Here is a 1,226-nt window from a genome sequence, read left to right as displayed (position 1 = left end):
TGGGATGAATTGTTTTTCTTTGAATGAGTCAATCAGGTTGGTATAATCATCCTTAAATCCGCAACTTCCCTCACTAATTGCCACCTACATGAAGATAAATGGGGTTTTGATTAGTTAGACAGCCATTAAGTCCTCGCGTCCGTTTCAATGCGCCTAGTATCCCCTTACCCCATAAAGCGACTTGAGGCAATACGCAATTAGTGGCCATCAAGTGATGGAAATCATCCTGAAGAAGTTTTGAAGGCTTCTACATATGCATGGTTGTCGGTGTAGATGTTCAGCACATATTGTCTTGCAGTCTTAATCCACTTTGCAGGCACGGAGATGAACTTGAAGACAAAGGTCTTGATACGGCTGGTTTCCTTTAGCCCGAACTTCTTCACTTCAATCCTTTGCATGATGGCCTTGTAGAAATTGCGTATCAGTGCCGTCAGGAGCAGGAACACAGTATTTTCCGCCATGAATGATTTTGGCAGTCGGCCCCATCCGAATCCACCCGCCATGTCATCAAAGATGCGTTCCTTTCCCCCACGCATGTTATAAAACTCCACGATGTCCCTCATGGATGCTTCGTAATCGTTGGTCAGGATGCAGCGGTATGTGTATTCCCCCTCCCACAGGTCAAGTTCACAGCCCATGCGTCTCTGCCTCTGGATTACCAGGCGATACGGCTTGCCCTTCCATTTCTCAACGAGAATTGAGTTCAGCTCAAACTCAATGTCGTTAATCTCCTCCCTCTTCCATCCCCTGAGGGCAAAGATGTCATCATAGAGCGAGCTGCAGCGGTTGGCGCGTATGTAGAACGTCCTGCAATGCTTCCTGACCTCATCCACAATGTCTTCCGAGCATGAGCCGCAGTCGGCCCTGAAGCGGTTGACTGTCAGTCCCTTTTCTTCAAGCCTCTCCAAAATCCTCTTTAGCGTGTCCTCCTGGTGAAAGCGTACATTGGTGTTGCCGTCGCTGTTCTCTATGCCGACAATCATGTCACCAATAACGGCCACTCCTGGCCTATAACCAAGAAATTTCTTGTACGTGGGCTTTGCATCGTACTTTTCCGTCTCTATGAACTGGTGGTCGAAGTCAACGTCATATTCCCCGCCTTCTTTCAACTGCCCTGTGGCCAACAGGCAATTCAGGAGCAATGTGTTGAGGTGGGTTCTATCAATTCCATTTTTTATTTCTTGCATAAGGCAGCAGAACCCTTTAACTGTCTTGAGCAAGATAAT

The 1,226-nt window shown here is 47.4% G+C and carries 1 protein-coding gene; it reads right to left on the bottom strand.

Annotated elements, in window-relative coordinates; all coding sequences use genetic code 11:
• Positions 1-221: 221 nt before the first annotated feature.
• Positions 222-1,226 (bottom strand): IS1380 family transposase (locus tag AB5217_RS24880; RefSeq protein WP_368117403.1); only part of this gene is annotated, 1,005 nt, incomplete at its 5' end.

The sequence above is a fragment of the Bacteroides sp. MSSM.1001136sp1_RTP21357st2_D2_RTP21359_211015 genome (assembly GCF_040913205.1).
Lineage (GTDB): Bacteria > Bacteroidota > Bacteroidia > Bacteroidales > Bacteroidaceae > Bacteroides > Bacteroides ovatus.
The sequence above is the reverse complement of the archived record's forward strand: the minus strand, read 5'-3'. Positions and strand labels throughout refer to the sequence as shown.